Origin of the sequence: Archangium violaceum (assembly GCF_016859125.1) — a bacterium.
Lineage (GTDB): Bacteria > Myxococcota > Myxococcia > Myxococcales > Myxococcaceae > Archangium > Archangium violaceum_A.
On the sequence record NZ_CP069338.1, the window covers coordinates 10,274,363 to 10,294,290 of the forward strand.

Consider the following 19,928-nt stretch of genomic DNA (forward strand, 5'->3'; position numbering starts at 1 on the left):
GCTTCTGCATCATGCCGGGAGTCGTCCCCCCCTCCCGGAGAGCCGTCCGTGAAAGCACACCTCGTCTTACGTCTCGTTCTTCCGCTCTCCGCGCTCGGAGTCCTGGGCGCCTGCGGCCCACAGCTCGGCCCCGATGACGCCGACGGAACCGCGGGGCCGGAGAGCACCCTCTCCCTCGCCCTGACCTCGGTGACGCTCACCTCGCCGCCCGCGAATGCTCGCGTGCAGGGCACGGTGACGCTCCAGGCTCGGGCCGAGGGGCCCATCCAGAACATCGAGTTCTTCCGTGGGACGCCCCCGGGGACCTTCATCGGCCGAGCCACCCTGCTCAATGGGGTGGGCACGTACCACTGGAACACCGACGGCCTGCCGCGAGGTGCCATCGATGTCTTCGCCAAGGCCTGGGACGCTCCCGCGGGCCAGCCGGCCAACGAGTGGCGCTCGGCCTCGGTGCGGATCAACCTCGTCGACGATACGGGGTGGTCCCCGCTCAGCGTGATGACGGTGGTGGACCCGATGAACCACGGCGCGGCGGGCAACGGAACCACCGATGACCTGAATGCCCTGAAGGCCGCCGTCAACGCGCTCCCCACCAAGGGAGGCATCGTCTACCTGCCCCCGGGCAGGTCCTTCCGCAAGACGAACCTCCTCGTCGTCACCAAGAGCCACGTGAAGTTCTGGGCGCCCAACCGCCAGGCGGACATCAACGCCACGGTGAGCGGCACCCCCCGGCGCCAGTCCATCCTCTGCCGCAACAACACCGGCTGCGGTTTCTTCGGCCTGAAGTTCCGCTCGGATGCGGCGGCGCGCTTCAGCGCCCTCGAGGACCACCAGATCAGCATCGACCACGGCAGTGACGTGGAGGTGGTGGGCGTCGAGGTGACCAACTCGGCCGCCACCGGCGTCTTCTTGTATGGCTCCCAGCGCAGCTACATCGAGGGCAACTACATCCACCACACCTGGGCGGATCACATCCACCACACGGACGGCGCGAGCCAGTCGTGGGTCTGGGACAACTTCATCTTCAACGAGGCGCCCAGCAAGGGTGATGACGGGGTTGCCTGCGTCACCTACGGGCCCGACTCTCCTCGCTGCGGCGACATGGAGTGGTGGAACAACACCCTGCTGGGCTCGGGAGGGGGACGCGGCTATGCGGTCATCGGCGGCAATGACATCGACATCCACCACAACTGGGGCATCGGGGTGGCGGGAGCGGGTGTCATCGTGGCTTCCGAGTTCGGCCGCAACGGCGAATACAACACCGCCTCCAGCCAGAACATCACCATCCACGACAACTGGATTACCCGCAGCGCGCACTCCATCGGGCATCCGGGCATCCTCGTGAGCGGAAAGAACCCGAACGCCGAGCCGCTCACGCACCTGCGCCTGACGAACAATGTCTCCGCGAACAATGTGAGCGGCCAGAACTACCGCGCGGAGGGCTCCTATACAGACGTGGTGAGCACCGGGCTGTCCCAGGACGTCAACGCCCTCCCCTCGCCCATGCCGACGCTGGCGAGCGTCAAGCTGCGTGACACGTCCATTCTCAAGACGCGCGATGTGTCCTTCGTGGCCTCGACCTACCAGCGAGGCCTCTACCGGATTCACGTCCGGCGCAACCCCTCGGGCTCGGGCTTCCAGCAGCGCTTCGAGTACGTGGTGAAGGGCAGCGCTTCGGACGTGCAGTCCTTCCTCTCGGCGCGACAGGCGGCCGGGGATACCGTGGTGGGCAGCCGCCTGGTGGGCACGACCTCCTACGCCGTCCTGCTCTCGCCGTCACCTCAGACCGTCCCCTCGGCGCTCAGCGGCGTCTCCTTCCAGACCCTGCGGGCCGGAGATAACGATGGATCGCTCAGCTGGCTCTGGGCACTCCTCATGTGACTGACGCTAGGATGGCGTGCGTCACACCCAACCAAGGAGCCGGACATGAAGAACGCGTGGCTGAGCGCGGTGGTTCTCGCGGTGGCAGTGGCAGTGAGCGCCTGCGGTGGTACGGAAGAGATGCCGCTGGAGCAGGGCAACGTCGAGCAGCAGCTGCCGCAATGTGACGAGAATGGCGAGTGCCCGCTCGGCTTCTATTGTGTGGGTGGTCCGTTCGGGACGTGCCGCCCGGGCGCCGTGGAGGCGATGCCGTATCAGTGCACCACCGAGGGCCTGTGCCCGAAGGGTTACTACTGCGACGGTGGGCCGGGCGGTATCTGCCGCAAGGGAGTCGTGCTCCCTGAGTAGACCCGCTGACCTCGAGACGTGAGTCCAACGTCCAGGTCCACGGCTCCTGGCGATTCTTCGCCAGGAGCGTAGCCATCTGGCTCACCGGGCCGTGTCCGGGAGCCAGGCGAGGCTCAGCGAGACGGCCGCTCGATGCGACCGTCCGCGTGCCGCGCGAACCTGCCCTCCTCGCGCCCGTGCACCGGATCGTCCCGCTTGTAGGGCCAGCCACCGAAGCGCGTGCGCTGGTAGTCGTTGATCGCCTGCTGGATTTCCGCGCGGGTGTTCATCACGAAGGGGCCGTACTGCACGACGGGCTGCCCGATGGGGCGCCCCTGCAGCATCAGCACCTCGACCGCGCCACCCGTGGCCTCGAGCCGCAACGCGACATCGCTCCGCACGGCCATGATCTGGTGCTCACGGAAGGCATGGTCCGCGACCTTCAGGGCGTCGCCCTCGAAGAAGTAGAGCGTGCGGTTGGCCTGGGGGTTCTTCGCCGGAGGCAGCGTCCACGTCGCGCCGGGCTCCAGGCGGACGGTCCAGATGGCCACGTCGGTGTCGGGACGCGAGGCCCACGAGCGGGGCGGAGGCGGCGGCGCGCGCCGGCCCTCGAGCTCACCTGCGGCGACCGTCACCTCGGTGCGCCGGCCCGCCGCGTCGGTGAACGTGAGGCGCGGGATGTCCTGGCTCCAGAGCATGGAGAAGTGCGGCGGCGCGTGCTTGTCCTCGGCCGGGAGGTTCAGCCAGATCTGGAACAGCTCGGTCGGGTTGGGCTCCCCCTTCTTCACGAGCGGGAACATCTCCGAGTGCACGATGCCCGTGCCCGCGGTCAGCCACTGCACGTCGCCGTGGCCGAAGCGCGCGGTGGCGCCGAGCGAGTCCGAATGATCGATGAGCCCATTGCGCACCAACGTCACCGTCTCGAAGCCGCGGTGCGGGTGGCCCGGGAAGCCCGGCACCTGCTCACCGTGGTACATGCTCCAGCCGTCCTTGCCCCCGAAGTCCTGGCCGATGTTCCGGCCGTCCAGCGAGGCCTCCGGCCCCATGTGGTCGTTGCCGGCCGGGTACTTGTCGTCGTGGTGGACGCAAAACAGGAAAGGGTCCGCCGTCACCCAAGGGGGCGAGCCGAGCGGCAGGGTCTGGAGGATGGGGCTCTTCATGGCGGTTCCTGGTGTAACGATATTCGTAGGATGCGGCACGACCCGTGTGGTCGCGGGCACGAACGTCAGGCACCGGATGCGAATGGCAGGCAAGTATCGCGCATGAATGCGTTTAGCGACTCTAATCCACCCCATCACCGCTCTGGGAGGTCCCATGCGTCCCGCCGTCCAGGTTCTCTCGCTGCTCATGCTGCTCGTCGTCTCCGCTTCGTGCACCGCGTCGGCGGCGCTCGACCCCACCCAGCCCCCGCCCCCGAAGACGACGGTGCAGGTGTGGAATCAAAACCCCATCGACATGACGCTCTATGTGACGAACAGGACGAATCGCATCCGATTGGGCCTGGTGCCCGGCTCGAGCACCCGCACCTTCGTCATCCCCCCACACCTGCTCCTCTCGACGAGCCTGCTCGGCTTCCAGGCCGATCCCATCGGCGGGCAGGGGCTGTCGGTCAGCGAGGAGATCCAGGTGCAACCGGGAGAGCAGGTCGGTCTCAAGCTCGGGCGCTGATCAACGCAGGGGGAGCGACACCATCGCCTCGGCGAAGCGCTCGAACACCTGGCTGGCCGTGAGCGCGGGTTGCTCGTCGATGTTGCCCAGCATCAGCGCGAAGACGACGCGCGGGTGCTCCGGATCATTGGGGCGCTCGGCGATGCCCACGTACGCCTTCTGCCCCGAGAGCGTTCCCGTCTTGGCCCGGATGAGCCCCCGCGTCCCATTGGAGAGTCCGGTTCTCGCGAGCGTGCCGTCCACTCCCGCGATGGGCAGGCTCTCCAGCAACGCGTGGGCGTACGGCTCCTTCAGGCTGGTGTAGATGACCTCCGCCAGCCCGCGCGCGGAGGCCACGTTGTAGCGGGACAGTCCGCTGCCATCCACCGGCCGCAGCAGACGGGTGGAGATGCCCCGGCGGGTGAGCTCCTGCGCCATCGCGTCACGCAGCGCGGAGTAGCTCTCCGTGCCCGTGCGCTCGCGGGTGAAGCGCAGGCCCAGCCGCTCGGCGTAGAGGTTGAGAGACTCCTTGTTCGTCACCTTCACCAGCTCGGCGAGCGAGGGGCTGACGAACTCCAGGAGCGGCTCGCTCGTGGTGGCCGCGGGCACGGCGGCCAGATGCGGCGGAACCGGCACGCGCCAGATGCCACGCGCGGCCAGGGCGTCCTCCACGCACGCGGAGAACAGCGCCTGGGGCTCGTCGATCGCGACGCGCATCGACGCCTTGCGCGGGCACTGCTCCGCCGTCGAGCGCCAGACGCAGCGCATGCGCCCGGTGCCCCGCTCGCGCACGCAGCCAAGCCCCGCCCGCTGGGCGTTCGCCTCGAGGTACACGACGGTGGGGAGCTCGTTGAAGGACGGGGTGTAGCGCACCGTGATGGGCCGCCGCGGCTGGGACACACAGTCCTGTCCCTCAGGGCGCTCCAGCGACAGGTCCACCACGTTCTCGCGGAAGACGAAGGGAGTTGGGGCGGCGCTGTACGCGTAGGCCGCGTCATCCCATGCCCAGCCGGGACCGAACAGGCCATGGGGCCCCTCGTCGGCGTTGCTCACCCGCACCGCCCCGAGCCACTGCCGGATGCCGCGGGCCTGGATCGCCTCGGCGAGCTGCTCGCAAGCCAGGGTGGTCTCGGGGAAGCGCCACGAGCCCAGCGACGGATCTCCCGACGCCTCCACCACGAGATCTCCGAGGAAGAGGTTGCCCAGCTGCGAGCCCTCGAGCCGCACCGGGGTGTGGAAGCGGAAGTCCGGGCCGAAGGCGGAGAGCGCCGCGGAGGTGGACACCACCTTCATCGTCGACGCGGGCAGCAGGCGCACGTGCTCGTGACGTGCGTAGAGCGGCGCGCCCGTCGTCGCGTCCACCAGGAAGACGCTCGCGAGCGTGCCCTCGTCCTCGACGGACTCGAAGAGCGCATCCGCCACCGAGGCCACCGTCGGGGGTGACGGCGGGCGGGTCGTCGCACGGGGGAGGCAGGCCGGCAGCACGAGGGCCGCCAGCAGGAGCGTCGCGAACGGGGAACGTCGCATGGGCCGGAAGGTACCGTCCCCACTCCGGGGTGTCGACGCTCGGGTGATGCACGGCGGAGGCCGTGCAGGCAATGAACAGACAGAGGCCTGTCGGGCTGTCCGCCCCCCGGCCTGCCGGGAATAAACAGACACCTTGCCCATGAATAACGCCCACGCGAGAGCGGCATCTGGTGTCGAATGGACAACGTTTCACCCCAAGCCGAGGGCCAGAACGATGCCTGCTCGATGCCACCCTCTTTCCAGATGTCTCCGGGGCCTGTCGGTCATGGCCTTGGTGGCTCTCCTGGCGCCCACGGGCTGTCAGGAGCAACCCGCCCAGGGCCCCTCTGGAGGGCCGACCACGGCTCCATCGTTCCAGCCCGCGCCCGTCTCCCCGCGCATCCTGCTGGGCTGGCAGTACCGCAACGCCATCTCGGAGCTGCTGGGCAACGAGGCTGCCCAGGCAGTGCAGCCCCCACCGGACACCGCGCTCAACGGCTTCGACGGAATCGGCGCATCGCAGCTCGCCCTGTCCTCCAGCGCCATTGCCCGGTACGAGAGCTCGGCCTGGCTCGCGGCCCAGGCGGCTCTCGCCAACACCTCGGCTCGAGGCGCACTGCTCGGGTGTACGCCCCGCTCCACCATGGATGAGGAGTGCCTGCGCGGCTTCCTCAGCCGCTTCGGTGCTCGCGCGTGGCGCCGGCCCCTGACGGATGCCGAGCTGACCTCGTGGACCGCGCTCGGCATGTCCGCGGCGGCCGCCGCCGGTGACTTCTACTCGGGGGTGGAGGTGCTCATCGCCGGTCTGCTCCAGTCCCCCCACTTCCTCTACATGGTGGAGGTGGGCGTGCCGGATCCCTCCCAACCCGGGCGCCTCGCGCTCACCGGCCATGAGATGGCGACACGGCTCGCCTTCTTCCTCGCCGGCACTTCACCTGACGAAACGTTGCTCGCGGCCGCCGCCCGCGGCGAGCTGGACACCGCGGAGGGCGTGCGCACCCAGGCCCGGAGGTTGCTCGCGCTCCCCACGGCACGCACGGCGCTGGCCCACTTCTTCGACGAGCTGCTCCAGCTGCGCGAGCTCTCCACCCTGAGCAAGGACGCCACCACCTTCCCCTTCTTCACCCCTTCGCTGGCGGCGTCGATGCGCGAGGAGACGCAGCGGTTGCTCGAGGACATCGTCTGGGAGCGGGAGGGCGACTTCCGCGACGCCTTCGACTCGGGCTACACCTTCGTGGACAAGCAGCTCGCCGCGCTCTACGGAATCTCCGGCGCACCCGCCACCGGCTTCGCCCGCGTCACGCTGCCAGCGGAGGAGGGACGCGGCGGCCTGCTCGGCCACGCCAGCTTCCTGTCGCTGCTGGCCCACACCACCACCACCTCGCCCACGCTGCGAGGCCGGTTCATCCGCGAGCGACTGCTCTGCGAGCCCATCGCCGCGCCGCCCACCAATATCCCTCCCCTGCCCGCCCAGAATCCCGGCGAGCCGCCCAGGACGATGAGGCAGCGGCTCCAGCAGCACGTCTCCAACCCGAGCTGCGCCGGTTGCCACGACAAGATGGATCCGCTGGGCCTGGGCCTGGAGAACTTCGACGCGGTGGGCCGCTACCGCACCAACGACAATGACGCCCCCATCGATCCGGTGAGCACCTTCGATCGCTCCGGCACCTTCAGTGGCCCGCGACAACTCGGCGGCCTGCTGCGCGCGGATGATCGGGTCCTGCGCTGCCTGGTGCGCAACCTGTTCCGCATGGCGAGCGGCCACGTGGACGAGGCGGGAGAGCAGGTCTCGCTGAACCAGCTCGACGAGGCCTTCGCCACATCCGGTTACCGCATGAAGGAGCTGCTGGTGGAGCTCGTCGCCAGCGATGCCTTCCGTTACGCCCGTTCCCAGGAGGTCCAGCCGTGAAGCCCTTCCGTCTTTCCCGCAGGACCCTGCTGCGGGGCGTGGGCGCCGCCGTGGCGCTGCCCACCCTCGAGGCGATGCTGGACTCGCGAGGAACCGCCCTGGCCGCGGGAAAACCACTGCCCAGGCGCTTCGCCACGTTCTTCTTCGGCGACGGGGTCATCCTCGGCAAATGGAACCCCACCAGCACCGGTGCCAACTGGCAGCTCAGCCCGGCGCTGGCGCCGCTGGTCAACGTGAAGAGCTACGTCAATGTGGTGTCGGGTCACCAGGTGAAGACGCCGGACAGGCGCGGCCACCACACGGGCCAGTCCGCCATCCTCTCCGGGTACCCCTTCATCGAGCTGTACGCCCCCAACGCCAACTACGCCTCGAAGTTCGGTGGGCCCTCCATCGATCAGGTCGCGGCCCAGCACATCGGCCAGGGCACCGCCTTCCGCTCGCTGGAGCTGGGCGTCTCCAAGCGCATCGTCACCGGGGAGGGGCCCACGCTCCAGTACATCTCCCACAAGGGGCCGGACCAGCCGCTGCAGCCGGAGTACAACCCGGCGGCCCTCTTCACTCGGCTCTTCAGCGGCTTCTCGCCGGCTCCCGAGCCCCAGGTGGATCCGCGCGCCGCCCTGCGCGCCAGTGTGCTGGACGCGGTGCGCGAGGACGCGAAACGGCTCCAGGTCAGGCTGGGCAGCACGGACCGCGCCCGCCTGGACGCGCACCTCACCTCCATCAGCGAGCTCAGACAGCAGATCCTCGCCCTGCCTCCGCAATACACCCAGGCCTGCACCCAGCCCCAGCCCGTTACCCAGACGAATCGGGACTCGGGCGGGAAGGAGCCACTGGAGCAGGTGTCCAAGACCATGTCGGATCTGCTCGTCCTGGCCTGGGCGTGCGATCTCACCCGCGTGGCCAGTTACATGTTCTCCGGCGGAGTCTGCGCCACGGTGTTCCACATGCTGGGCCAGAGCCGGGGGAACCACGACCTCACCCACGACCCGGACCCCAGCGCCCAGGACCAGGTGCATGCTTCGGTGGTGTGGGTGGTGAAGCAGTTCGCCTATCTGTTGGAGCGACTGAAGGCGACCCCGGAGGCCGGGGGCAACCTGCTCGACAACAGCTGTCTGCTCCTCACCTCGGACGTGGCCGAGGGTTACGCCCACTCCACCACCGACTATCCCATCCTGGTGGCCGGACGCGCCGGCGGGTACCTGAAGTCCCCCGGCGTCCACGTGCGCTCCACCAGCAAGGAGAACACCAGCAACGTCCTGCTCACCTGCCTCAAGGCCGTGGGCACCGGTGTGGCCTCGGTGGGCGGTGACTCGGGATACAGCGACACCGAGTGCACCGCCATCAAGGCCTGAGCTGCCTGTTGGGGCAGCCCGGGGTCCGCATACCCTCACCCCGACCCTCTCCCAGGGGGAGAGGGAGGGATGGGGGGTTCCTACTTCTTCGCCAGGTAGTCCTGGAGCGGACGCACCGTCTGCTCCTTGCGCAGCAGCGCCTCCAGCGCTCCCACCGCCATCCGCGCCGCCTGCACCGTCGTGTAGTACGGCACGCCGTGCATCAGCGACTCGCGCCGGATGGAGAAGCTGTCCGCGATCTCCTGCTTGCCGAACGTCGAGTTGATCACCAACACGATCTGCCCGTCGACGATCTTGTCCACGATGTGCGGACGGCCCTCGGTCACCTTCAGCACCTTCTCCGTCTGGATGCCCTTCGTCGTCAGGTACTGGTGCGTGCCGCTCGTCGCCACCAGGGTGAAGCCCAGCGCCCGCAGCCGCCGCGCCAGGTCCACCACCGCCGGCTTGTCGTCGTTCTTCACCGAGATGAAGACCTTGCCGCTCCTCGGCAGCTTCACGCCCGCCGCCTGCTGGCTCTTGGCGAAGGCCGACGGGAAGTCATCCGCGATGCCCATCACCTCGCCCGTCGACTTCATCTCGGGCCCGAGGATGACGTCCACCCCGGCGAAGCGCGCGAACGGGAACACGGACTCCTTCACCGCCACGTGCCGGAACTCGGGCTCCTGCGTGGCCCCCAGCTCCGCCAGCGTCTTGCCCACCATGCACAGCGACGCCAGCTTCGCCAGCGCCACGCCCGTGGCCTTCGAGATGAACGGCACCGTGCGGCTCGCGCGCGGGTTCACCTCCAGCACGTAGATCGTCTTCCCCTGGATGGCGAACTGCACGTTCATCAGGCCCACCACGCCCAGCTCCTTCGCCAGGGCCATGGCCTGATCCTTCATGCGCTCCACCAGGTCCGGCGACAGCGAGTGCGGCGGCAGCGTGCACGCCGCGTCACCCGAGTGCACACCCGCCTCCTCCACGTGCTCCAACACCCCGCCCACCAGCACCGCGCCCGTCTTGTCCGCCACCAGGTCCAGGTCCACCTCGATGGCGTCCTTGAGGAAGCGATCGATCAGCACCGGGTGCTCCGGCGACGCGCTCACCGCCTCGCGCATGTAGCGCTCCAGGCTCTGCTGGTCGTAGACCACTTCCATCGCCCGGCCGCCCAGCACGTACGAGGGCCGCACCATCACCGGATAGCCGATGCGCTCGGCCACGCGGTAGGCCTCCTCGTGGCTGCGCGCCACGCCGTTCTCCGGCTGCTTCAGCCCCAGCTTCTCGATCAGCTGCGCGAAGCGCTCACGGTCCTCGGCCCGGTCGATGGCGTCCGGCGACGTGCCCAGAATCGGCAGCCCGGCCTTCTCCAGCGGCACGGACAGGCGCAGCGGCGTCTGCCCACCGAACTGGACGATGGCGCCCACCGGCTTCTCGCGCTGCGCCACCTCCAGCACGTCCTCGATGGTCAGCGGCTCGAAGTACAGGCGGTCCGACGTGTCGTAGTCCGTGGACACCGTCTCCGGGTTGCAGTTGACCATCACCGTCTCGTACCCGGCATCGCGCAGCGCGAAGGCCGCGTGCACGCAGCAGTAGTCGAACTCGATGCCCTGGCCGATCCGGATGGGGCCGCTGCCCAGGATGAGCACCTTCTGGCGCTCGGTGGGTGGCGCCTCGTCCTCCTCCTCGTAGGTGGAGTACAGGTACGGCGTGTAGGCCTCGAACTCGGCGGCACAGGTGTCCACCCGCTTGTACACGGGCCGGATGCCCTTGGCGTGCCGGCGCGCGCGCACGTCGGCTTCGGTGCAGCCCAGCAGCTGCGCCAGGTACTTGTCGGAGAAGCCATCCGCCTTGGCCGTGCGCAGCACCTCGTCCGGCACCTTGTCCAGCGTGCCGAACTCCTGGAGCTGCCGCGCCTCGTGCACCAGGGCCTGGATGTGGCGGAGGAACCAGGGATCGATGGCGGAGAGCTCGTGGACATCCTCCACCGTCATGCCCTCGCGGAAGGCCTGCACCAGGTACTGCGGCCGCTCCGGCCGGGGCACGCGCACGTAGTCGCGCAGCACCTTGCGCCGCTCCTCCTTCTCCTCGGGCAGCTCGGGCGACTCCAGGCCCGTGCGGCCGGACTCCATGGAGCGCATCGCCTTGAGGTAGGCCTCGCGGAAGGTGCGGCCAATGGCCATCACCTCGCCCACCGCGCGCATGCTGGTGTTGAGGGTGCGGTTGGCGTGGGGGAACTTCTCGAAGTTGAAGCGCGGCACCTTCACCACGACGTAGTCGAGCGTGGGCTCGAAGGACGCCGGGGTGTCGCGGGTGATGTCGTTGCGCAGCTCGTCCAGCGTGTAGCCCAGGGCCAGCTTCGCGGCCACCTTGGCGATGGGGTAGCCCGTGGCCTTCGAGGCCAGCGCGCTGGAGCGCGACACGCGCGGGTTCATCTCGATGACCACGATGCGCCCGTCGCGCGGGTTGACGCCGAACTGGATGTTCGAGCCGCCCGTGTCGACGCCGATCTCCCGGATGATGCGCATCGAGGCCTCACGCAGCCGCTGGTACTCGCGGTCCGTGAGCGTCTGGGCCGGGGCCACGGTGATGGAGTCACCGGTGTGCACGCCCATGGGGTCCAGGTTCTCGATGGAGCAGACGATGATGACGTTGTCCGCCGAGTCGCGGACCACCTCGAGCTCGTACTCCTTCCAGCCGAGGACGCTCTCCTCGATGAGGATGGTGGAGGTGGGGCTGGCCTTGAGACCGGAGCGGCAGATGGCCTCGTACTCCTCGCGGTTGTAGGCGATGCCGCCGCCGGTGCCGCCCAGGGTGAAGGAGGGCCGGATGATGGCGGGGAAGCCGATCTCGTCGGACAGCGCGAGGGCCTGCTCCATGGTGGTGGCGTAGCCGCTCTTGGGCAGGGCCACGCCGATGCGCTCCATGGCCTGCTTGAAGAGCAGCCGGTCCTCGGCCTTGTTGATGGCCTCCAGCGAGGCGCCGATGAGCCGGACGCCGTGCTTCTCGAGGATGCCCTGCTCCGCGAGCGCCTTGGCCAGATTGAGCGCCGTCTGGCCACCCATGGTGGGCAGGATCGAGTCCGGGCGCTCCTGAGCGATGATTCGCTCGGCGACCTCGACCGTGATGGGTTCGATGTACGTACGGTGCGCGAACTCCGGGTCGGTCATGACCGTCGCCGGGTTGCTGTTCAAGAGGACGACTTCGACGCCCTCCTCGCGCAGCGCCTTGGTGGCCTGCGTCCCAGAGTAGTCGAACTCGACCGCCTGCCCGATGACGATCGGGCCCGAGCCGATAACGAGAACCTTCCGGATGTCATTTCGCTTAGGCATCAAGGGGGGCCCAATAGCAACGTTCGCCCCCGCTTGCACCAACCGTGTGAAAACGGTAGCCGGAGAGGCGGAAATGGAGCCTGCCCGGCGGGAGGGGGTATCGGCCCCGGGCGCCGGGTCCTCTGCTAGTCTGGGCTCTGTTTTCCGGAGGTTTCATGCGTCGCTGGTCTCTGGTCCTGCTGCTCGCCACCGCGTCTCCCGTCCTCGCCCAGGAGGCCCAGGAAGCCCCCGCCGCTCCAGCGGCCGAGCCGGCTCCCGCTCCGGCTGCTCCGGCCGCCGAGCAGGCTCCCGCCGCCGCCGAAGGGACGCCCGCGGCGCAGAAGCCGTCCCGCCGCCGCCGCGCGAAGCAGGAGGCCGCGGCCGAGGCACCCGCCCCGGCACCCGAAGCCCCGGCGCCCGCGCCCACCGCCGCGGCGCCTGGCCCGGCTCCAGCCCCCTCCGCCCCGGCTGCGGCCCCCCAGCCCGGCAGCATCGAGGAGGTGGTGCGTGACGAGGCGCGCTACCTGCTCAGCTATCTGCTCACGGGTGACGTGCGCAGCACGGTGCCCATGCTCACGTTCCCCTTCCAGCTCGAGGAGCGCAGGTTCGACGCGCCCGAGCCCCTGGTGGTGAGCTGGGTGAAACAGCTCCGTAACAAGCGGACGGACCTCGTCACCCTCTACGACATCGAGGTCCTCCCCTACGCGGAGCTGGAGAAGAGGTACGGCAAGCCGCCGGCCCGGCTCGGCGCCATCGTCCCGCGCGGAACCGACGTGTACGCCGCCGTGGCCAACCTCTCGGGGCATGCGGCGGTCCTCCTCTACCGGCTGACCGGAGAGGGCTGGAAGGCGTTCGCTTATACGGATTGAGGCTTGATGGACAAGGTGAGGTGAGCCGTGGCGCATCCCAGCCTCGATGAATTGACGGCGATGTTCCATGCGGCCCGGAAGGCGGGGGGAGCCCGACAAGAACAATCCCGAGATGGCCCGGAAAGGTGGCCGAGGGCCGCGAGCTCACAACACGCGCTCGCGCCATCGACGTGGCACCCACCCTGCTGGATCTCCTGGGGGTCGAGGCCCCAGAGCGCTTCCAGGGCCGCTCCCTGGCCTCCCTGTTGACCCCAGGGGCCACCATGGACCCATTGCCCGCGCTCATCGAGACGGATCTCTTCCCCTATCCCTGGCTCTACGAAATCGTGACCGTGGACCGGGACACGGGAGACATCGCGCTCGAGCCCGAGTGGGAGGACGAGGTGCAACGGGCCAAGCACCGCGGCCTCTACTTCGGACGCTGGAAGCTGCTCGAGCTGCCCACGCTCCAGGGCCTGCGCGTGGAGGAGGTATCCGCCGCGCACCCCGACGTCGTGGCGGACCTGCGTGCCCTCCTCCAGAGGGAGCGCTCCTGGGCCGCGCCGTGAGTCGTCCGTGCGTCTTCAGCGCACGGAGGTCGTGAACTCCCGGAGGCGCTCCAGCCCCTTGCGCAGCTGCTCGCGCGAGGTCGCGAAGCTCAGGCGGATGTGTCCCTCCGCGCCGAAGGGAGCGCCCGGCACCGCGGCGATCCGGAAGTCGTTCAGGAGGATCTCCGACATCTGGATCGAGCCCGTCACCGGCGTGCCCTTGTACGAGCGCCCGAAGAGGCCGCTCACGTTGGGCAACACGTAGAAGGCGCCCTCGGGGCTGCGGCAGCGCACGCCCTCCATCGAGTTCAGCGCGTCCACGACCATGTCCCGCCGCACCCGGTACTCCTCCACCATGGGTACGAAGATGTCCGGTGGGCCCTTGAGCGCCGCCGTCGCCGCCTTCTGCGCGAAGGACGCCGCGTTCGACGTGGACTGGTCCTGGATCATCTGCATGCCCGAGATGAGCCACTTGGGTCCCGCCACGTACCCCATGCGCCAACCCGTCATGGAGAAGGCCTTGCTCATTCCGTTGATGACCACCAGCCGCGGCAGCAGGTCCGGTGCCACGTTGCCGATGTTGAGGAACTCGCCCTGATACAGCAGCTTCTCGTAGATGTCGTCGCTCAGCACCAGGCAGTCGTGCCCCCGCACCGCCTGGGCAATGCCCTCCAGCGTGGCGCGCGAGAACACCGCGCCCGAGGGGTTGCTCGGGCTGTTGAGAATCAGCGCCTTGGTGCGCGGCGAGAGCGCCCGGCGGATGGCCTCCGGATCCGGCGCGAAGCCGTCCTCCTCGCGCGTCTCCACGATGACCGGCTTGCCGCCCGCCAGCTGCACCATGTCCGGGTAGCTCACCCAGTACGGCGCGATGATGATGACCTCGTCACCCTCGTTCAGCAGCGCCTGGAAGGTGTTGTAGATGGCCTGCTTGGCTCCCACCGACACCAGCACCTGATCCGGCGCGAAGGTGAGGTGGTTGTCCCGCTCGAACTTCGCGCAGATGGCCTCGCGCAGCTCCGGGATGCCCGAGGTGGGCGTGTACTTGGTGAAGCCCTGCTTCAGGGCATCGATGGCCGCCTGCTTGATGAAGTCCGGCGTATCGAAGTCGGGCTCGCCCGCCGCGAAACTCACCACGTCCATACCCTGGGCCACCAGTGCCTTCGCCTTCGCGCTGAGCGAGAGCGTGGGTGACGGCTTGATGGCACTGAGTCGATTCGCAAGTTTCATGGTCGGTACCCTGTAGTGCGCCCTTTGGACGAACAAGAAGTCCGAAGCCGGGAGTGAACGGACGCGGACACTCCCGGGAACGGTACGGCGCTCGCTTCACTCTCTCACTGCACCAACGGACAGCCTTCACGCAGGGGGATCAGCCCTGCTTTCCGTACCTGGCGCGCAGCACCTTCAACACGTTGGGAGGAACGAGCCCCTCCACGTTGCCGCCGAACGAGGCCACCTCCCGGACGAGGTTCGACGAGACGTAGAAGTAGTCCTCGCCCGTCATCATGAAGACGGTCTCGATCCCCGGGGCCAGCTTGCGGTTCATGTTCGCGAGCTGGAACTCGTACTCGAAGTCCGACACCGCCCGCAGGCCACGCAGCAGCACGTTCACGCCCCGCCGGTTCGCGTACTCCACCAGCAGACCGTGGAAGGCATCCACCTCCATCCGGGGATCCGGACAGGCCTCGCGGATGAACTCCTTGCGCTCCTCCTCGGAGAAGAGCGGCACCTTCTTCGGGTTCACGGCCACCGCGACGATCACGCGATCGAACATCTGGAGCGCGCGCTGGATGATGCTGAGGTGCCCGTTGGTGAGCGGATCGAACGAGCCCGGGTAGATGGCAGTGCGCATACACTCCCAGTCTCGACGCACCACGGCATGTGGTCAAGCAATGCGGAAGAGACTCACCAGGGTGTCCCCGAACCGGCGCTGATCCACCCGCGCGAAGCCCTCATGGGTGTCGGGGGCCGCCTCCCGCTTGTCGTGCTCGATGACCACCGTCCCGCCGGGCGCCAGCACCCCGTGCCGCGCCAGCCCCTCCAGCACCGTCTCCACCACCCGGGCCGCGTAGGGAGGATCCGCGAAGATGAGCTCGAACCGGTCCCCCCGGCGTCCGAGCGTCTCCAGCGCCCGCTCGACCGGCTGCGAGAGGATCTCCACCCTCGAGCCGAAGCCCAGCGCGTCCGTGTTCGCCCGGCAGAGGGACAGCGCCTCGCGATCCGAGTCCACCAGCACCGCCCTCGAGGCCCCTCGGGAGACGGACTCCAGGCCCAGGGCCCCCGTTCCCGCGTAGAGGTCCAACACCTTCTGCCCCTCCAGCCACTGGCCGAGCACGTTGAAGATCGTCTCCCGCACCCGGTCCGCCGTGGGGCGGATGTGCTTCGACGTCGTCTTGGGGCCCGCCAGGGCCCGGCCTCTCGCACTGCCCGCCACGATGCGCATCAGTCGCCCCGGTTCTCCGCCAGGAAGAGCATCGACTTCCACCCCGTCCGCGACGCGCCCAGCGCCGCCAGGACCTCGGAGGCCTCGGCGAACGTCAGCGCCTCCAGCCGCGACGCATCCTGGGCCTCCAGCGCAGCGAGCTGCTCGCCCACGACGCCCAGCAATTCTCCCGCGCCCAGCCCCGCCTTCTCCGCCTTCTGCTCCAGGCTCTCACGCACCGTGTCCGGGTACGAGGCCAGCGCCAGGCGCTCGAAGGGCGCCACGCACTCCACCTTCTTCACCCCCGCCGCCACATACGTCGGCAGCACCCGCGCCGAGCGCCGTCCCGCCTCTCCCACCGACACGCCCGCCCCATGCTGCCCCGCCAGCTCCACCAGGCTCCGGAGGAACTGCACGTCCTGATCCTCCTCGCCCAGGAGGGCCGCGGAGATCCGCAGGAAGCGCACGCCCAGGCCCTGCCGCTGGAGCCCCTCCAACAACGCGCGGCCCCCTTCCAGCTCGTCGCCCTCGGCGCCCGCGGGCAACGACACCTCCAGCGACAGCTCGCGCTCCACCACCGGCCCGGAGAGCCTCCGCACCGCGTCCACCGCCGCGTCCACGGGCAGCCGGGTCACGTCCAGCGACACCAGGGAGAAGCCCGCGTCCACCAGGCGGAAGAGGCCCTCCTGGAGCAGCCCCAGCGCCTCCGGCTCCGCCTTCGACACGCGCACCGGCCCCGCCTGCAGGAAGAGGGGTCGCGTGTGACCATCCGCCTCCGCTACCTGTTGCACCGCGGTGACGAAGCGATCCGCCGCGCCCCGGTCCGCGAGCGGATGCGGGCACACCAGCCCCATCACCGCGTCCTCGCCCCGTGCCGCCGCCAGCAGCCCCGGCAACATCGGCCGGACCGGCACCGGCAGGCACGGCAGCGCCGTCGGCACCTTGTCGAGCGCTCTCACCAGCTCGCGGGGATTGAGCACGGGGAGCCGTGAGGCGGTCCCCAGCCGAGCCACCACGCTCGTTGGCCTCAGCGTCAGCACCTTGTCGAGCACGTTCATCCGGAGCCGAGGATCATCCGCTCCACAGAGGGCCGCAAGCTGGATGTGGGGATTTCGTTCACTTGCCAGGGAAGCCCGGGGCGCGGATGGTCCACGGTACGATGACCTCCGCCTCCCACCTGCTCGGTTCCGTCTTCGGCTTTTCCGGTTTCCGCGAGGGCCAGGAGGCGGTCGTCTCGCGGCTACTGCACTCCAGGTCCGTCCTCGCCATCTTCCCCACCGGGGCGGGCAAGAGCCTCTGCTACCAGCTCCCCGCGCTGATGCTGGACGGCGTCACCCTGGTCGTTTCACCGCTGATCGCGTTGATGAAGGACCAGATCGACTTCCTCACGAGCCGAGGAATCCCCGCCGCCCGGCTCGACTCGACGCTCGGGCCCGAGGAGCTCCGCCAGCTCTACTCCGATCTACGGGCGGGAACGCTCAGGCTGCTCTACATCGCGCCGGAGCGACTGGCGAATGAGCGCTTCCTGCAGACGCTGCGCCGGCTGCGCATCGCGATGCTCGCGGTGGACGAGGCCCACTGCATCAGCGAGTGGGGTCACAACTTCCGGCCGGACTACATGAAGCTCGCCTCGCTCGCGAGGACATTGGGAGTGGGACGGGTGCTGGCGTTGACCGCGACCGCCACGCCCTCGGTCGCCCGGGACATCGCCGCTGCGTTCGACATCACGCCCGAGAACATCATCCAGACCGGCTTCCACCGGCCCAACCTCTCGCTGCACGTCACACCCACCCGGGGCGGAGACGAGCGCCGGGAGTTGCTGCTCTCGCGCCTGCGCTCCCGCCCACGCGGGCCGACGATCGTCTACGTCACGCTCCAGCGCACGGCCGAGGAGACGGCCAGCTTCCTCGAGGAGCACGGCTTCGCCGCCAGGGCCTACCACGCCGGCATGGACGCCGAGGTGCGGCACCAGGTGCAGGACTGGTTCATGGGCTCGGCCGACGCGGTGGTGGTCGCCACCATCGCCTTCGGCATGGGCATCGACAAGCGCGACATCCGCTCGGTCTACCACTTCAACCTGCCCAAGAGCCTGGAGAACTACGCCCAGGAGATCGGCCGCGCGGGCCGCGATGGCGAGCCCTCCACCTGCGAGCTGCTGGCGGCCCTGGAAGACGTGACGGTGTTGGAGAACTTCACCTACGGGGACACGCCCACGCCCCAGGCGGTGGCCGGCGTGTTGAGGCACGTGCTCGGACAGGGCGAGCTCTTCGACGTGTCCCTCCACGAACTCTCCGCCACCCACGATGTCCGTCCGCTCGTCATCGAGACGATGATGACCTACCTCGAGCTCGACGGGCTGCTCGAGTCCACCGGCCCGTTCTACACCGAGTACAAGTTCCAGGCCCTGAGACCGCTCGCCGAGGTCTTCACCGGTTTCGACCCGGCCCGCGCCGACTTCCTGCGCCGCGTGTTCGCCCACGCCGAGCCCATGAAGACCTGGTCGCGGCTGAAGCTCGACGACATCGCCCGCGAGCTGGGCGAGCCCCGCCAACGCATTGTGGCCGCCCTCAACTACCTCGAGGAGAAGGAGGCCCTGAAGCTCCAGGTCACGGGCGTGCGCCAGGGCTACCGACTGAAGCGCACGGACGTCGACGTCGACGGGCTCACCCGCACGATGGTGGAGCGGTTCAGTCAGCGCGAGGCCCGGGACGTTCAGCGGCTGGGGCAGGTCCTTCGGTTCGCCGATCACGAGGGCTGCCGCACCCGCTTCCTGCTGACCTACTTCGGCGAGGATCTGGAGGCCGACTGCGGCCACTGCGGCTGGTGCGCGGGCGAGCGCCCCGGCAAGCTCCCTCCCGCCAGGGTCCGGCCACCGGGAGACAGGGAGGCCGCGAAGCTGAACCAATTGCGAGCGGAGGGAAACGCGGCCCTCGCGTCTCCCCGGCAGGTGGCGAGGTTCCTGTGCGGCATCAGCTCGCCGAGCGCGACCCGGGCCCGGCTCACCCGACACCCGATGTTCGGACTGCTATCGGACGTGCCGTTCAAACAGGTGCTCGCCTTCGTGGAAGGCGACGCGGCGGAGCCGTAGAGCGGAGCCCTCAGTGCACCTCGCCCAGGTGGGCGTAGGTCTCGCTCTCGATCTGGATCGTCGTGTGGTCGATGCCGAACCGATCGAAGAGCTCGTGCTTCACGGCGGAGAGAATCTCGTCGTTGTTGCAGACCATCGGATCCGCCACCACCAGGTGGGCCGAGAGCGCGTACATCCCGCTCGCGATGGTCCACACGTGCAGGTCGTGCACGTCGCGCACCCCCTGCACCTTCAGCAGCAGCTCCTTCACCACCGACATGTCCACGTGCGACGGCACCGCCTCCAGCAGCACGTCCACGGCGTCGCGCACCAGCCTCAGCGCCCCCACCACGATCACCACCGAGATGACCACCGAGATGATGGGATCGATCACGTACCAGCCCGTCAGCCACATCACCGCGGCGCCCACCAACACGCCCACGCTGGAGAGCGCGTCACCCAGCACGTGCAGGAAGGCCCCGCGCACGTTCATCGAATGCGTCTGGTGCAGGAAGCCCAGCGCACCCAGGTTCGCCAACAGGCCGATCGTCGCCACCACGGCCATGGGCCCCAGACGCACCTCGGCCGGCGCGCGGAAGCGCTCCCAGGCCTCCACCACGATCACCCCGGTGATGCCCAGCAGCAGCACGCCGTTGAGCAGCGCGCTGAGGATCTCCATGCGGTAGTAGCCGTACGTCTTCTTCAGATCCGCCGGCTTTCCCGCGAACCAGAGCGCCAGCAGGCTCAGCCCCAGCGCGCTGATGTCCGTGAGCATGTGGCCCGCGTCGGACATGAGGGCCAGGGAGTTGGTGATGTACCCCCCCACCGCCTCCGCCACGGCGATGGTGCCCGTCAGCGCCAGCGCGAAGAGCAGGCGCGTGCGGTCCTTCCTCCGCTCCTCCTTCAAGGAAGAAGACGAGCGCCGTACGGGCTTACCGTGACCGTGCACGTGCCCATGCCCCCCGCACGCATCCTCGTGCGCGTGGTCATGGTCATGGTCGGACTCGCGATGCATGTGGGGAGATGTGGTCACAAAAAGTTCAGGTGAGAACGCTCCTCCACGGAGGCGTGCCAAGAAGCTAGAGTCCAAAAACCTCGTAGGTTCAAGGTTTTTCCCCCCTGTTGATCATCCCCAAG

Annotated in this window: 16 protein-coding genes; 8 read left to right on the forward strand and 8 right to left on the reverse strand. The window is 68.8% G+C overall.

The window, feature by feature from the left end; translation table 11 throughout:
* The first annotated feature begins 48 nt into the window (after positions 1-48).
* Together JQX13_RS43380 and JQX13_RS43385 are read left to right on the forward strand one after the other, a co-directional pair.
* On the forward strand, positions 49-1,881 hold the full coding sequence (locus JQX13_RS43380) for an Ig-like domain-containing protein (RefSeq protein WP_203405269.1): 1,833 nt from the start codon (positions 49-51) through the stop codon (positions 1,879-1,881).
* 45 nt (positions 1,882-1,926) lie between these two features.
* The gene (locus tag JQX13_RS43385; protein WP_203405270.1) at positions 1,927-2,229 is read left to right on the forward strand and encodes a hypothetical protein; all 303 of its coding nucleotides are present in this window, start codon (positions 1,927-1,929) and stop codon (positions 2,227-2,229) included.
* A gap of 113 nt (positions 2,230-2,342) precedes the next feature.
* Here JQX13_RS43385 and JQX13_RS43390 read toward each other — a convergent pair whose 3' ends face one another.
* Positions 2,343-3,368, reverse strand: coding sequence for a pirin family protein (locus JQX13_RS43390; protein ID WP_203405271.1), 1,026 nt, complete (start codon positions 3,366-3,368; stop codon positions 2,343-2,345).
* Positions 3,369-3,522: 154 nt separating this feature from the next.
* Here JQX13_RS43390 and JQX13_RS43395 point away from each other — a divergent pair, with 154 nt between their 5' ends.
* Positions 3,523-3,876: a hypothetical protein gene (locus JQX13_RS43395; RefSeq protein WP_203405272.1), complete on the forward strand. Its 354-nt coding sequence runs from the start codon at positions 3,523-3,525 to the stop codon at positions 3,874-3,876.
* Here the strand turns inward: JQX13_RS43395 and dacB are convergent, their stop codons facing one another.
* Positions 3,877-5,382 (reverse strand): D-alanyl-D-alanine carboxypeptidase/D-alanyl-D-alanine endopeptidase, encoded by a 1,506-nt coding sequence (gene dacB / locus JQX13_RS43400; RefSeq protein WP_203405273.1) that lies wholly within the window; start codon positions 5,380-5,382, stop codon positions 3,877-3,879.
* Between the two features lie 265 nt (positions 5,383-5,647).
* On the opposite strand from dacB, the gene JQX13_RS43405 reads away from it, so the two are divergent.
* Positions 5,648-7,270, forward strand: a complete 1,623-nt coding sequence (locus JQX13_RS43405; RefSeq protein WP_203405274.1) for a DUF1592 domain-containing protein — start codon at positions 5,648-5,650, stop codon at positions 7,268-7,270.
* Positions 7,267-8,622 carry a DUF1552 domain-containing protein gene (locus JQX13_RS43410; RefSeq protein ID WP_203405275.1) on the forward strand — a complete coding sequence of 452 codons (1,356 nt, stop codon included), beginning with the start codon at positions 7,267-7,269 and terminating at the stop codon, positions 8,620-8,622. The genes JQX13_RS43405 and JQX13_RS43410 overlap by 4 nt, the downstream gene beginning before the upstream one ends.
* An 80-nt stretch (positions 8,623-8,702) precedes the next feature.
* On the opposite strand, the gene carB is transcribed toward JQX13_RS43410, so the two are convergent.
* Positions 8,703-11,930, reverse strand: coding sequence for a carbamoyl-phosphate synthase large subunit (gene carB / locus JQX13_RS43415; RefSeq protein WP_203405276.1), 3,228 nt, complete (start codon positions 11,928-11,930; stop codon positions 8,703-8,705).
* A 155-nt stretch (positions 11,931-12,085) separates the two neighbouring features.
* On the opposite strand from carB, the gene JQX13_RS43420 reads away from it, so the two are divergent.
* Both JQX13_RS43420 and JQX13_RS43425 read left to right on the forward strand, forming a co-directional pair.
* The gene (locus JQX13_RS43420; protein ID WP_203405277.1) at positions 12,086-12,778 is read left to right on the forward strand and encodes a hypothetical protein; all 693 of its coding nucleotides are present in this window, start codon (positions 12,086-12,088) and stop codon (positions 12,776-12,778) included.
* Between the two features lie 125 nt (positions 12,779-12,903).
* A complete protein-coding gene (locus tag JQX13_RS43425) occupies positions 12,904-13,326 on the forward strand; it encodes a hypothetical protein (RefSeq protein ID WP_203405278.1) in 423 nt (140 codons plus the stop codon).
* Positions 13,327-13,341: 15 nt separating this feature from the next.
* Here the strand turns inward: JQX13_RS43425 and JQX13_RS43430 are convergent, their stop codons facing one another.
* From JQX13_RS43430 to JQX13_RS43445, 4 genes are all read right to left on the reverse strand, one after another.
* Positions 13,342-14,532, reverse strand: a complete 1,191-nt coding sequence (locus JQX13_RS43430; protein ID WP_203405279.1) for a pyridoxal phosphate-dependent aminotransferase — start codon at positions 14,530-14,532, stop codon at positions 13,342-13,344.
* A 139-nt stretch (positions 14,533-14,671) separates the two neighbouring features.
* Positions 14,672-15,154, reverse strand: a complete 483-nt coding sequence (coaD, locus tag JQX13_RS43435; RefSeq protein WP_203405280.1) for a pantetheine-phosphate adenylyltransferase — start codon at positions 15,152-15,154, stop codon at positions 14,672-14,674.
* A 33-nt stretch (positions 15,155-15,187) separates the two neighbouring features.
* The gene (gene rsmD / locus JQX13_RS43440; RefSeq protein WP_203405281.1) at positions 15,188-15,745 is read right to left on the reverse strand and encodes a 16S rRNA (guanine(966)-N(2))-methyltransferase RsmD; all 558 of its coding nucleotides are present in this window, start codon (positions 15,743-15,745) and stop codon (positions 15,188-15,190) included.
* Positions 15,745-16,782 carry a hypothetical protein gene (locus JQX13_RS43445; RefSeq protein ID WP_203405282.1) on the reverse strand — a complete coding sequence of 346 codons (1,038 nt, stop codon included), beginning with the start codon at positions 16,780-16,782 and terminating at the stop codon, positions 15,745-15,747. The genes rsmD and JQX13_RS43445 overlap by 1 nt, the downstream gene beginning before the upstream one ends.
* A gap of 101 nt (positions 16,783-16,883) precedes the next feature.
* Here JQX13_RS43445 and JQX13_RS43450 point away from each other — a divergent pair, with 101 nt between their 5' ends.
* On the forward strand, positions 16,884-18,812 hold the full coding sequence (locus JQX13_RS43450; protein WP_203405283.1) for a RecQ family ATP-dependent DNA helicase: 1,929 nt from the start codon (positions 16,884-16,886) through the stop codon (positions 18,810-18,812).
* A gap of 10 nt (positions 18,813-18,822) precedes the next feature.
* Here JQX13_RS43450 and JQX13_RS43455 read toward each other — a convergent pair whose 3' ends face one another.
* A complete protein-coding gene (locus JQX13_RS43455) occupies positions 18,823-19,824 on the reverse strand; it encodes a cation diffusion facilitator family transporter (RefSeq protein WP_430384117.1) in 1,002 nt (333 codons plus the stop codon).
* Between the last annotated feature and the right edge of the window lie 104 nt (positions 19,825-19,928).